Here is an 11934-nt window from a genome sequence, read left to right on the forward strand (position 1 = left end):
CTCCCCCCGGCGGTTCCCCCAACGCGCTTCATGCTACTGAATGCTTCGGAAAGACGAAGCCTTTCAACGCCCGCGTGCGTTCAATGAGGCCAAATACGCGTTGTACGCCTCGAGATCCTTGTCGCCGTCGCGGTCGGCGGCCCGGTCCGTGCGCTTGGCCTGTCGCTGTTCGGAGCCGTACCACTGGAACAGCAGTGCGATCAGGACCAGTACGGAGGGAATCTCGCTGAACGCCCAGGCGATACCGCCGGCGTAGTTCTGGTCGGAGAGGGCGTCGATGCCGAGCGAGGCGGGCGGGTTCTTGAACGTCTCCACCATGGGCTCGGACGCCATCATCAGCGCGATGCCGAAGAAGGCGTGGAACGGCATCCCGGCGAACAGCTCCAGCATCCGCATCAGATACCCGGGCCGCTGCGGTCCCGGGTCGACGCCGATGATCGGCCAGAAGAAGACGACACCGACGGCGAGGAAGTGCACCATCATCGCGACGTGACCGGTCTTCGACCCCATCAGGAAGTCGAAGATCGGAGTGAAGTACAGCGCGTACAGGCTCGCGATGAACAGCGGAATGGTGAACGCCGGGTGGGTGATGATCCGCATGTACCGGCTGTGCAGCAGTGCCAGCAGCAGCTCACGGGGTCCCTTGCGGCCCTTGCCCGCGACGGGCAGCGCCCGCAGAGCCAGGGTCACCGGGGCGCCGAGCAGGATGAGGATCGGCGACAGCATGCTGATCACCATGTGCTGCACCATGTGCACACTGAACATGACCATGCCGTAGTCGTTCAGCCTGGTGCACATCATCAGCCCTATGGACAGCACACCGGCCACGTAGGAAACGGTCCGCCCCACGGACCACGCGTCCCCCCGGCGCCGCAGCCGCACGACACCCCACGTGTACAGACCGAGCGCGAGAAGGCAGGCGACGAGGAAGAAGGGGTCGGCCGACCACTGAAGCCCTCGTCCCAGCGTGAACGGCGCCAAGTCGTGGGTCATGCCGTGCCCGCTGTGGTCCATCGCGGCGGCTCCTGATTCGTGGGGGTTGTGCGAGTCTGTCCGCCCCAGACTAAGACTGCCCCCGGTCGCATCCTGGACCGGGGGCACACAACCGCCGTACGACCTACAGCACGCACTCCGCCTCGGCGTACCGATCCTCCGGCACCGTCTTCAGCGTCTCGACGGCCTCCGCGAGCGGCACCATCACGATGTCGGTCCCCCGCAGAGCCGTCATGTGGCCGAACTCCTCACGGTGCACGGCCTCCACCGCGTGCCATCCGAACCGGGTGGCGAGGACGCGGTCGTACGCGGTCGGCGTACCACCCCGCTGCACATGCCCCAGGATGACCGGCCGGGCTTCCTTCCCCAGCCGCTCCTCCAGCTCGATCGACAGCTGACGGGCGATCCCGGCGAAGCGCTCGTGCCCGTAGATGTCCTTGGCACCCTCGTCGAAGGCCATGGAGCCGGGAGCCGGCTTGGCCCCCTCCGCGGCGACGACGATCGCGAACCGCTTCCCCGCCTCGAACCGCTCCCCGACCCGGCGGGCCAGCTCCTCGATGTCGAAGGGGCGCTCCGGTACGACGATGGCGTGAGCACCGGCCGCCATCCCGGAGTGCAGCGCTATCCACCCGGTGTGCCGCCCCATGACCTCGACGACGAGCACCCGCTGGTGGGACTCGGCGGTGGTCTTGAGCCGGTCGAGAGCCTCCGTCGCGACCCCCACCGCGGTGTCGAAGCCGAAGGTCACATCCGTGACCGCGATGTCGTTGTCGATGGTCTTGGGCACGCCCACGATGGGCAGACCGGCGTCCGACATCAGCCGGGCCGCCTTGAGCGTGCCCTCACCGCCGATGGGGATGATCGCGTCGAGCCCGAGCTCCTCGACATGCCCCTTGGCCCGCTCCACGCCGTCCCGCAGATGCGAGGGCTGGACCCGGGAGGAACCGAGGATCGTGCCGCCGCGGGCCAGGATGCCGCCCACCGCGTCGAGGTCGAGCTTGAGGTAGTCGCACTCCAGGAGGCCCTTCCAGCCGTCCCGGAAACCGATGACCTCGTCGCCGTGGTCGGCGACGGCACGGTGCACGACGGACCGGATGACGGCGTTCAGGCCGGGGCAGTCGCCGCCGGACGTGAGGACACCAATGCGCATAGCCGGAATAACCCTCTCACCGAATCAACGTGGGTCGGGTCCGGACCACGTCGTCCGGCTCGAACCCCGCCACCCTAGCGGCACAGGGGGGCGGGGCCGTAGGACGCGTCCGCCTGCTGGACGAGTCCGCTCACCTGTGCGGACTCCGCGTCAGACGGGCCGGTGACAGACGACTGGCACCTGGGTGAACTTCCTGCTCAGGCGGGCTGCTGAGCAGCGGTGATGCGCTCGTTGCGCAGGGCCTCGTACCAGCGGTCGTCGGTGGGCGGCAGCGCGTTCACGTCGAGCGCGAGCTTCAGCAGCAGGTCGGCGATGAGCGGATTGCGCGCGAGTACGGGTCCGTGCATGTACGTCCCGAAGACGGTGTCGTTGTACGCCCCCTCCGTACCGTCCCCGGTGCCATTGCCCTTGCCCAGCCGGACGTTGGCGAACGGACGGGCGGTGGGGCCGAGGTGGGTGACGCCCTGGTGGTTCTCGAAGCCGGTCAGCGGCGGCAGGCCGAGGCGCGGGTCGATGTCGGCCAGCACGTCACCGACGCAGCGCTCGCCCTCACCGCGCACGGAGACCACGTCGAGCAGGCCGAGGCCGGGCTCGCGCTGGCCGAGGTCGTTGATGAACTCGTGGCCGAGGATCTGGTAGCCGGCGCACACCGAGAAGACGATCGCGCCGTTGCCGACGGCCCGGTGCAGACCGCCGTCCCGGCGCAGCCGCTCGGCCGCGAGCCGCTGGGGCCGGTCCTCGCCGCCGCCGATCAGGTAGATGTCGCCGGAGGTCGGGATCGGCTGGTCGCTGCGCACGTCCAGGCGGGCCACGTCGAGGCCGCGCTGGCGGGCCCGGCGTTCGATGACGAGGGCGTTGCCCTGGTCGCCGTAGGTGCTGAGCAGGTCGGGGTAGATCCAGACGACCCGCAGGCTGTTGTCGCTCACAAAAGTCCCCTGTGTCTCAGTTGCCGACGCGGCGGCGCAGGTCCTGGAAGGCGGTGTAGTTCGCGATGACCTCGATACGGCCGTGCGGGCTCATCTGCACGGCCTGGTCGAGGTTGGCACAGACCTGGAAGTTCTGGTTCGCGACCTCGAGTCGGACCGCGAGGTCCAGCTTCCGGTCGCCGATCACGCAGATCGGGTGGCCGGTGAGCCGGGTGTAGTCGACGTCCCACAGCCAGGAGGTGTCGGTGCCGTCGGCGCCGCGGGCGTTGACGGAGAGGATCACCGGGGTGGGCGGCGGGTCGATCAGGCTGAACGTTTCGAGCCAGCCGGCCGGGTTCTTCGCGAGCAGCAGGCGCAGGTCGCGCTGCTGGAACTGGACGACGTCGTAACGCCCCGCCACGGCCTGCACCTGGTACATGCGTTCCAGGGCGACCTGCGGCGGCACGCCGAAGACGGCGGCCACGGCGGCGGAGGAGGCGGCGTTGGCCTTGTTGGCGCGGCCGGGCAGCTGGAGGTGGATGGGCCAGGCGGAGCCGTGCGGGTCGAGCACATGGTCGCCGGACAGGGCCCAGCTCGGCGTGGGACGCCGGAACCCGCACTCGCCGCAGAACCAGTCGTCGCCCGGCCGCTGCATCACACCACCGCAGGACGGGCACGACCAGGCGTCGTCCTTCCACATCTGTCCGGCGGCGACCCAGATGACGTTGGGGGAGGAGGAGGCGGCCCACACGACGAGCGGGTCGTCGGCGTTGGCCACGACGACGGCCTTCGAACCCGCGAGCCCCTCGCGCCAGTTCTCCGCGAGCATGCGGGTCTCGGCGGCGCGGTCGAGCTGGTCGCGGGAGAGGTTCAGCAGGGCGATGCACTTGGGGTCGGTGTCGCGGGCCACGCCCGCGAGGTACTTCTCGTCGACCTCGATGACGCCGTACCGGGCGTCCGAACCGCCCGCGAGGGCGGAGGTGATACCGGCGGGCATGTTGGCGCCGAGGGCGTTGGAGACGACGGGCCCGGCGGCGCCCAGTGCCTCCGCGATCAGCCGGGTGGTGGTGGTCTTTCCGTTGGTCGCCGAGACGAGAACGACGTCCAGGTTCTGGGCGAGCCGGGCAAGAAGGTCGGGGTCGAGTTTGAGGGCCACCCGGCCGCCGATGACCGAACCGCTGCCGCGCCCCGCGGCTCGGGATGCCGCCGCGACGGCCTTGCCCGCCGTCACGGCCAGCTTGGCCCGCGGCGAGAGCGGGTCCGAGTTGCCTGTCATCAGATCTCGATCCTCCTTGCGTACGCGCCGCGCCTCAGCCTCCGGCCACGTGGTGTGGACCTCAGCCTATCGAGATCCGTAAGCACTCCCGAATCGCCGTACCCTTGCGGCCATGCGAAACGGCTCCATTCCGGGCACGCGGGGGCGCGTCCGCGCGCTCACCCTGCTCGGCACCCCGGTGTTGCACACACCCTGCGAGGACGTCACCGACTTCGGCTCCGAACTGGCGACCCTGGTGGAGGACTTGTTCGCGACGATGTACGCGGCCGAGGGCGTGGGCCTCGCCGCCAACCAGATCGGCGTGCCGTTGCGCGTCTTCGTCTACGACTGCCCGGACGACGAGGAGGTCCGTCACCTGGGACATGTGGTGAACCCACGCCTGGTGGAGGTGGACGGTGTGGTGCTGAGGGGCCCCGAGGGCTGCCTGTCGTTGCCGGGCCTGGAGGCGGGAACGGAACGTCACGATCACGCGGTGGTGGAGGGTTTCACGGTGACGGGCGAGCCGGTGACGCTCCACGGCACAGGCTTCTTCGCAAGGTGCCTGCAACACGAGACGGACCACTTGGAGGGCAAGGTCTACGCGGACCACTTGACGGGCCGGCGCAGACGGAAGCTCCTGCGGCAAGTGGCCCGAACTTCTTGGCGCAGGTCCGGCTGAACCTGCTCAGGGGCGCGGGGCTGTATCGATATGCGGCTCCGCCGCGTGGGCGCGACCAGCCCGCGCCCACCGGGCCGCGCCCGACATGTGACCGTCAGAACCCCGGACCCCCCACCTTGTCCCCCGCCGCGGCGAGCCGCCCCCACAGCAGATCCGCCAGACTCCGTACCAACTCCGCCCGCGGGCAAGGCCGTTCCCCGAGCCACCAGTCACCCGCCGCGTACATCATCCCGACGATCCCGTGCCCCCACACCCGCGACAGCAACTGACTCCCGGGCCCGAGATCGAGCCGGTCCTCGATGACCTGCCCCAACTCTTCACCCATCCTGCGCAGCAAGGGCGCGGAATGCTTACCGACATCGAACCCCTGCTCCCCGACCTGGCCCCCCTCGGCGGGGTGCATCAGGAACCGGTACACCTGAGGCCGGGCCTCGATCGCGGCCAGGTACGTGTCCAACGTCGCCTCGACCCGCTCCCGCCGTTCCGCCGGAGCGTCCAGCGCGGCCCGGAGCGAGTCCAGCAGCGCATCCGTGTGCCGCTTGGCGAGGGCAGCGTAGAGTCCCCCCTTGTCACCGAAGTGCCGATACAGGATCGGCTTGGTGATGCCGGCTTCTGCGGCGATCGCGTTCATAGAGGCCTGCGGCCCGTCGCGCAGCACCACTCTGTCCGCGGCCTCCAGCAGTTCACGCCGGCGGCGGTCGGCGGACCGCTGCTGATCGGTCCGCTGTGTGGTGTCCATGAGCTCTCCCCACCCGTGCTGAATCGGTAACGCCTGCGCAAACTAACACCCGGCGGGCGATTGACATCGAACAGGCTGCTGACTGGTCATCGGGAGTTGACTTTTCCTACCCGTGGGTAACAGACTCGGGTTACCGCAAGTAACATGCACGTGCGTCGCCGCTGGAGGGGACATGGCCGAGTTCACCATGGAGCTCAACGACGAACAGAAGGAGGTCCGGGACTGGCTGCACGGCTTCGCCGCCGACGTCATCCGCCCCGCGGCCGCCGAATGGGACGAGCGTGAGGAGACTCCCTGGCCGGTCATCCAGGAGGCCGCGAAGGTAGGCATCTACTCCCTCGACTTCTACGCCCAGCAGTACTTCGACCCCACCGGGCTCGGTATCCCGATGGCGATGGAGGAGCTGTTCTGGGGCGACGCGGGCATCGCCCTGTCGATCGTGGGCACCGGTCTCGCCGCTGTCGGCGTTCTCGCCAACGGCACCGAGGAGCAGATCGGTACCTGGATCCCCCAGATGTACGGCGACGCGAACGATGTCAAGGTCGCCGCGTTCTGCTCGTCCGAGCCCGACGCCGGCTCCGACGTGGCCTCCATGCGCACGCGTGCCGTGTACGACGAGGCCAAGGACGAGTGGGTGCTCAACGGCACCAAGACCTGGGCGACCAACGGCGGTATCGCCAACGTCCACGTGGTCGTGGCGGTCGTCGACGCCGAGCTCGGCTCCAAGGGGCACGCGTCCTTCATCGTGCCGCCGAACACGCCGGGGCTGTCCCAGGGCCAGAAGTTCAAGAAGCACGGCATCCGCGCCTCGCACACCGCCGAGGTCGTGCTGGAGAACGTCCGGGTGCCCGGCTCCTGCCTCCTCGGTGGCAAGGAGAAGCTGGACCAGCGCCTCGCGCGGGCCCGGGAGCGGGCGAAGACCGGCGGGGAGCGGGTGAAGAACGCGGCGATGGCCACGTTCGAGGCGTCGCGGCCCGCCGTGGGCGCCATGGCCGTGGGCACAGCCCGGGCCGCCTACGAGGTCGCCCTCGACTACGCCAAGACGCGTGAGCAGTTCGGGCGGCCGATCATCGACAACCAGGGCGTGGCCTTTCAGCTCGCGGACATGCGCACCTCCATCGACGCGGCCCGTCTCCTCGTGTGGCGCGCTTCCTGGATGGCGATCAACGGAAAGCAGTTCACCGCCGCCGAGGGCTCGATGTCGAAGCTCTTCGCGAGTGAGACGGCGAAGAAGGTCACCGCGCAGGCGGTCCAGATCCTGGGCGGCAACGGCTACACCCGGGAGTACCCCGTGGAGCGCATGCACCGTGACGCCGCGATCTACACGATCTTCGAGGGCACGAGCGAGATCCAGCGACTGGTCATCGCCCGGACCCTGTCCGGCATGTCCATCCGCTGACGCAGTCCGAAAAGCACGGCTTCGCCGACTCGTCTGCCGGGTCGGCGAAGACGCAGGACAGCGAACGAGCAATCCCTACGGCGCACTACCGCTGCTGTGCGCGATACACGCCACATCGATCCGGTCGGCCAGCTTCGCCAGCTCGATCGTCAGCGTGGCGACCGTATCCTCGTCCAGCCCGTCGGCCCCGGCCTCGACCAGGTGCAACCACCGCCCGCCAAGACTGCGGAGCAACTTGCTCACATCGGCGGCAGCCACCTGAAGGGTCCCGCGGTCATCGACGATCAGAGGGAGAGTCACTTCGCGGTTCACACCGGGGATGTTAGCCGCGCAAGCGTCACGCTCCGTGCCAAACCGTGGTGATGTTGCAGAACTCCCTGATTCCGTGCCCGGACAGCTCACGCCCGTATCCGGACCGCTTGACCCCGCCGAACGGGAACGCCGGATGCGAGGCGGTCATCCCGTTGACGTACACGCCGCCGGCCTCCAGATCCCGTACGAACCGGTCGACCTCGGCCTCGTCCCGCGTCCATACGTTGGAACTCAGCCCGAACGGCGAGTCGTTGGCGATCAGCACCGCCTCGTCGAGGCCGTCCGCCCGGTACAGCGTGGCCACCGGCCCGAACGTCTCCTCGCGGTGGATGCGCATCTCGCGGTCCACGTCGGCGATGACGGTCGGCGGGTAGTACCAGCCGGGCCCGTCCGGCCGCTGCCCGCCGCACAGCACGCTCGCCCCGCTGCGCCTGGCGTCGTCGACGAGTTCCTCCAGGTCGGCCCGGCCCTGCTCGCTGGACAGCGGCCCGACCTCGGTGTCCTCCTCCAGCGGGTCGCCGACCTTGAGGGCCTTCATGCCCTCGACGAACCGCTCGGCGAAACGGTCGTAGACGTCCGTGTGCACGATGAACCGCTTGGCGGCGATGCAGGACTGCCCGTTGTTCTGCACCCGCGCGGTCACCGCGATCTCGGCGGCCCGGTCGATGTCCGCGGACGGCATCACGATGTACGGGTCGCTGCCGCCGAGCTCCAGCACCGTCTTCTTCACCATGTTCCCGGCGGTGGACGCCACGGCCCGCCCGGCGGGCTCACTCCCCGTGAGCGTGGCCGCCTTGACGCGTTCGTCGCGCAGGATGTCGTCGATCGCGCCGGACCCGACGAGCAGGGTCTGGAAACAGCCCTCCGGGTAGCCCGCCTGATGGAAGAGGTCCTCCAGGAACAGCGCGGTCTGCGGCACGTTCGAGGCGTGCTTGAGCAGGCCGACGTTGCCCGCCATCAGGGCGGGCGCGGCGAAGCGGATCACCTGCCACAACGGGAAGTTCCACGGCATCACCGCGAGCACGGGCCCCAGTGGCCGGTAGCGGACCAGGGCGCGGGAGGCGCCGGAGTCCTTGACGTCGTACTCGGCGGGCTCCTCGTCGGCCAGCAGCGACTCCGCGTGCTCGGAGTACCAGCGCATCGCCTTGGCGCACTTGGCGGCCTCCGCGCGGGCCTGCTTGACCGGCTTGCCCATCTCGGTGGTCATGACCCGGGCGATGTCCTGCTGGATGTCGTCGAGGAGCCCGGCGGCCCGGTCCAGGAGACGGGCGCGCTCGTCGAAGGACGTCGTCCGATAGGTACGGAACGTCGCCTCGGCGAGCTGGAGCCTGCGTTCGATCTCCTCCTCGCCCATGGCCTCGTACGTCTTGAGCGTCTCGCCGTTCGCCGGGTTCACCGTCGCGATGGGCATGACCGACCTCCTGAAGAGCTGACTGTGCTTCGACCTTCCCGCGCGGCGGGGGCGACCGCAACGCGTGGGCGTCAGGCCGAGTGCTCAGCCAGCCGGTCGAGAAACGCGGCCTGCGCCTTGACGATCACGGCCCGGGCCCGGTCGAGGCCGCACCACTCCACCCGGTCCAGCTCGGGAAACTCCCGCGTCTGCCCGGACTTCGGTGGCCACTCCATGCTGAACAGGCCCGGAACCACCGTCGCCGGATCCAGGTCCGCCTCGATCGCCCACGCCGTGACGACCTTGCCGTTCGTCTGCCGGACTTCACCCAGCGCCACGGCCTCCCCGTCGGGCGGCGGCAGGCCGAGCTCCTCCTGGAACTCGCGGCGGGCCGCGTCCCAGGGCGACTCCGAGTCCGGCTCGTACTCGCCCTTCGGAACCGTCCACGCTCCCGCGTCCCGCCGGGCGAAGAACGGGCCACCCATATGGCCCAGCAATACCTCCAGGCCGTGATCGGTGTGCCGGAACAACAGCAGGCCCGCGCTGGTCTTCACGGCCTCACCTCGGGATGCGCGGCCAGTAGTGTCTCCACGGTGTCGGCCTCCTCGGGGCGCTTGTCCTCGCGGTAGCGGACCACGCGCGCGAAGCGGAGGGTGACTCCGGCCGGGTAGCGGGTCGACTTCTGGAGGCCGTCGTAGGCGATCTCGACGACGAGTTCGGGCCGTACGGTCACCACGTGACCGCTGCTGTCGGCGGCCAGCTCCTGGAGCCGTTCGGTCTGCCAGGTGAGCATCGCGTCGGTCATGCCCTTGAAGGTCTTGCCGAGCATGGCGAAGCCGCCGTCCGCCGTACGGGCACCGAGGTGCAGGTTGGAGAGCTTGCCGGTGCGGCGGCCGTGGCCCCACTCGGCGGCCAGCACCACCAGGTCGAGGGTGTGCACGGGCTTGACCTTCAGCCAGGAGGCGCCGCGCCGGCCCGCGCTGTAGGAGGCGTCGAGGGACTTCACCACGACGCCCTCGTGGCCGCGCCTCAGGGTCTCGGCGAGGAACTCCTCGGCCGCCACCAGGTCCTGCGGACCGGACACCAGCGTGCGCCGGACCCGCATCGGCTCGGGCACCAACCGGGCCAGCTCCGCGTGCCGTTCGGCGAAGGGCAGGTCGAGGAGGTCGCGGTCGTCGACGGACAGGGCGTCGAAGAAGACGGGGGAGACGGGGACCGTCTCGGCGGCCGTCGTCACGTCCACGCGGGAGCCGACCCGGCCCGCGGTCTCCTGGAAGGAACGGGGGCGCCCGTCCTCGTCGAACGCGATCACCTCGCCGTCCAGGATGAACCGCTCGCCCCTCAACCCCAGCGCGGCAGCCGTCAGCTCGGGCAGCCGGTCGGTGATGTCGTCGAGGGTGCGCGTGTACAGCCGTACGGCATCCCCGTCCCGGTGGATCTGGACGCGGATGCCGTCCAGCTTCTCCTCGACCGCGCAGGTGCCGAGCTTCTCGACCGCCTCGGCCACCGAGGAGGCGCTGTGCGCCAGCATCGGCAGGACCGGGCGGCCGACGGTGAGGCGGAAACGGTCCAGGGCGGACGGGCCGTCGGTGAGCAGGGTCTCGGCCACCGTCTGGAGGGAGCCCGCCAGCATCACGGCACGCCGTACGTCGGCCGGAGGCGCCTCCGTCGCCAGGGCGAGCCCCTCCGTGGCGACCGCGTCCAGCGCCCCCTGCCGTACCTCTCCGCTGATCAGCCCGAACAGGAACCGCTGTTCGTCCTCGGTGGCCGCGCCCAGCAACTCACCCACCAGCCGGGCGCGTTCGGCCTGCGAGCCCGCGCCCGCGACCTTGCCCAGCTCGCTGAGCAGCGCGTCCACCTCGCGCACGGTCAGGGTCGGCTCGGCGGCCGGGGCGACCGGGCGGCTCAGCACCTTCCAGCCGACGCCGAGCCGGCCTTGCGGGAGCCGTCCGGCCAGGTACGGGATGACGATCGGGACGTCGTCCGCCTCGGCGTCCCGGAACAGTTCGGCGAGAAGTGCGATCTTCCGGGACCGCGCCGAGGTGGCGGCGACGTCCTGGGACACGTGTGCCAGCCGGGCAAGCAGCATGCAGCCATCGTGCACCGGAGGCGGCGGGTCCACACCCCGACTAACTTCCTATGGTCGCGTCGAGGTCGCTCATCAGCAGTTCCCCGTTGATCGTGGCCGCCGCCCGGTACCCGGCGCTCGCCGCGTTGATCACCTGCTCCGCGAAGCCGGCCGCGTTGCCCACGGCGTACACACCGGGCACGGTCGTCTGCCCGTTCCCGTCGACCACGGGGTAACTGCCGAAGGGCGTCTCCTGGAGCTCGGCTCCGAGCCGCTCCAGCAGGCCGTTCTGCGGGACGGCCCGGGGCGCGGTGAAGACGACCTCGCGTGCGTGCGTCGTGCCGTCCTCCAGCCGTACGGCCGTGAGCCGGTCGTCCGTCACGATCAGTTCGGCGACCTCGCCGGGCACCACGCCGACACCGGCCGCGGCCAGCCTGCGCAGATCGTCGTCCGAGAGCTCGGACTCGGCGACCGTGTGCAGGAAGAGCGTCACGTCCTTCGACCACTGGGAGACCATCAGCGCCTGGTGCACGCTGAGCAGAGTCGTGGCGAGCACGCCGAAGGCCTGGTCGCGGACCTCCCAGCCGTGGCAGTACGGGCAGTGCAGGACGTCCTTGCCGAAGCGCGCCGCGACACCGGGCACGTCCGGGAGCTCGTCCTTGAGGCCGGTCGCGACGACGAGGCGACGGGCCTTGAACACCCGCCCGCTCGCCAGCGTCACCGCGAAGCCCGGGGCGACCTCGACCACGCGATCCCGGACCAGCTCGACGCCGTACCCCTTGATCTCCTCGCGCCCGATCGCCAGGAACTCGGCGGGCGGCACGCCGTCCCGGGTGAGAAAGCCCTGCATGTGCGCGGCGGGCGTATTGCGTGGTTCGCCCGCGTCGACGACCAGGGTGTGGCGCCGGGCCCGGCCCAGGACCAGGGCGGCGGACAGGCCTGCCGCGCCGCCACCGACCACGATCACTTCGTATGTCTCGCCGTATGTCTCGGTCATGCCGCCACGGTCGCTCCGCGGGCGCGGGATTGACAAACAACTTTGCT

At 70.0% G+C, this 11934-nt stretch carries 12 protein-coding genes; 2 read left to right on the top strand and 10 right to left on the bottom strand.

Translation table 11 applies throughout. The annotated features are described in order from the left end of the window. Nucleotides 1-63 precede the first annotated feature (63 nt). From OG841_RS39475 to OG841_RS39490, 4 genes are all read right to left on the bottom strand, one after another. Nucleotides 64-1014, bottom strand: coding sequence for a cytochrome c oxidase assembly protein (locus OG841_RS39475; RefSeq protein ID WP_328637015.1), 951 nt, complete (start codon nucleotides 1012-1014; stop codon nucleotides 64-66). A gap of 103 nt (nucleotides 1015-1117) precedes the next feature. Next, entirely contained in the window at nucleotides 1118-2143 is a 1026-nt protein-coding gene (locus OG841_RS39480) for a 6-phosphofructokinase (protein ID WP_266551851.1), read from the bottom strand. Between the two features lie 197 nt (nucleotides 2144-2340). Beyond that, nucleotides 2341-3069 (bottom strand): type 1 glutamine amidotransferase, encoded by a 729-nt coding sequence (locus tag OG841_RS39485; protein ID WP_266551853.1) that lies wholly within the window; start codon nucleotides 3067-3069, stop codon nucleotides 2341-2343. 16 nt (nucleotides 3070-3085) lie between these two features. Next, the gene (locus OG841_RS39490) at nucleotides 3086-4324 is read right to left on the bottom strand and encodes a MurT ligase domain-containing protein (protein WP_371569123.1); all 1239 of its coding nucleotides are present in this window, start codon (nucleotides 4322-4324) and stop codon (nucleotides 3086-3088) included. Between the two features lie 112 nt (nucleotides 4325-4436). Between OG841_RS39490 and def the strand changes: the two genes are divergently transcribed. Further along, entirely contained in the window at nucleotides 4437-4982 is a 546-nt protein-coding gene (def, locus tag OG841_RS39495) for a peptide deformylase (RefSeq protein WP_328637014.1), read from the top strand. 94 nt (nucleotides 4983-5076) lie between these two features. Here def and OG841_RS39500 read toward each other — a convergent pair whose 3' ends face one another. After that, nucleotides 5077-5721, bottom strand: a complete 645-nt coding sequence (locus OG841_RS39500; protein WP_328637013.1) for a TetR family transcriptional regulator — start codon at nucleotides 5719-5721, stop codon at nucleotides 5077-5079. 172 nt (nucleotides 5722-5893) lie between these two features. Here OG841_RS39500 and OG841_RS39505 point away from each other — a divergent pair, with 172 nt between their 5' ends. Then, nucleotides 5894-7120, top strand: coding sequence for an acyl-CoA dehydrogenase family protein (locus OG841_RS39505; protein WP_057610634.1), 1227 nt, complete (start codon nucleotides 5894-5896; stop codon nucleotides 7118-7120). Between the two features lie 75 nt (nucleotides 7121-7195). Here OG841_RS39505 and OG841_RS39510 read toward each other — a convergent pair whose 3' ends face one another. The 5 genes from OG841_RS39510 to OG841_RS39530 all read right to left on the bottom strand — a co-directional run bounded on the left by OG841_RS39510 (nucleotide 7196) and on the right by OG841_RS39530 (nucleotide 11887). Beyond that, nucleotides 7196-7432, bottom strand: a complete 237-nt coding sequence (locus tag OG841_RS39510; RefSeq protein WP_328637012.1) for a DUF6213 family protein — start codon at nucleotides 7430-7432, stop codon at nucleotides 7196-7198. Nucleotides 7433-7457: 25 nt separating this feature from the next. Then, complete coding sequence (locus tag OG841_RS39515; protein ID WP_371569128.1) at nucleotides 7458-8843, bottom strand: NADP-dependent succinic semialdehyde dehydrogenase; 1386 nt, start codon at nucleotides 8841-8843, stop codon at nucleotides 7458-7460. A gap of 71 nt (nucleotides 8844-8914) precedes the next feature. Further along, the gene (locus tag OG841_RS39520) at nucleotides 8915-9376 is read right to left on the bottom strand and encodes an NUDIX domain-containing protein (RefSeq protein ID WP_328637010.1); all 462 of its coding nucleotides are present in this window, start codon (nucleotides 9374-9376) and stop codon (nucleotides 8915-8917) included. After that, nucleotides 9373-10911 (bottom strand): ATP-dependent DNA ligase, encoded by a 1539-nt coding sequence (locus OG841_RS39525; RefSeq protein WP_328637009.1) that lies wholly within the window; start codon nucleotides 10909-10911, stop codon nucleotides 9373-9375. Before OG841_RS39525 ends, OG841_RS39520 begins: the two co-directional genes overlap by 4 nt. Nucleotides 10912-10951: 40 nt before the next feature. After that, entirely contained in the window at nucleotides 10952-11887 is a 936-nt protein-coding gene (locus OG841_RS39530) for an NAD(P)/FAD-dependent oxidoreductase (protein ID WP_365121213.1), read from the bottom strand. Between the last annotated feature and the right edge of the window lie 47 nt (nucleotides 11888-11934).

The sequence above is a fragment of the Streptomyces canus genome, assembly GCF_041435015.1.
GTDB lineage: Bacteria > Actinomycetota > Actinomycetes > Streptomycetales > Streptomycetaceae > Streptomyces > Streptomyces canus_G.